At 48.6% G+C, this 587-nt stretch carries 1 tRNA gene and 2 rRNA genes; all 3 read right to left on the bottom strand.

The features are described from left to right. Positions 1-92: ribosomal RNA gene (locus QQZ17_RS18165) — 23S ribosomal RNA — on the bottom strand; the annotation flags it as partial. Positions 93-324: 232 nt separating this feature from the next. Beyond that, positions 325-400 (bottom strand) — tRNA-Glu (locus QQZ17_RS18160). An 85-nt stretch (positions 401-485) separates the two neighbouring features. Beyond that, positions 486-587: ribosomal RNA gene (locus tag QQZ17_RS18155) — 16S ribosomal RNA — on the bottom strand; the annotation flags it as partial.

The raw sequence follows: 587 nt of genomic DNA, 5'->3' as shown, positions 1-587 counted from the left end.
ATATCACCTTACCGACGCTTTTCGCAGATTAGCACGTCCTTCATCGCCTCTGACTGCCAGGGCATCCACCGTGTACGCTTAGTCGCTTAACCTCACAACCCGAAGATGTTTCGTAAAACACCGTCAGTGTTGTGAAAATTTGAGAGACTCGAACACACATTAACTGTGTGTCGTTTCAATTTTCAGCTTGATCCAGATTTTTAAAGAGCAAATATCTCAAACATGACTCTGAAGTCAGTTTTGAGATATTAAGGCAGGTGACTTTCACTCACAAACCAGCAAGTGGCGTCCCCTGGGAGGTTTGCACCTCATCAGTTTGAACGCTGGCGTCCCCTAGGGGATTCGAACCCCTGTTACCGCCGTGAAAGGGCGGTGTCCTGGGCCTCTAGACGAAGGGGACACTGAAGTCTCAATCGCAAGACGCCTTGCTATTCACTTTTCATCAGACAATCTGTGTGAGCACTACAAAGGCAGGTTCTTTAAGGTAAGGAGGTGATCCAACCGCAGGTTCCCCTACGGTTACCTTGTTACGACTTCACCCCAGTCATGAATCACAAAGTGGTAAGCGCCCTCCCGAAGGTTAAGCT

The sequence above is a fragment of the Citrobacter sp. T1.2D-1 genome (assembly GCF_950098555.1).
GTDB lineage: Bacteria > Pseudomonadota > Gammaproteobacteria > Enterobacterales > Enterobacteriaceae > Citrobacter_A > Citrobacter_A telavivensis.
This window is presented reverse-complemented; position numbering and strand designations above follow the sequence as displayed.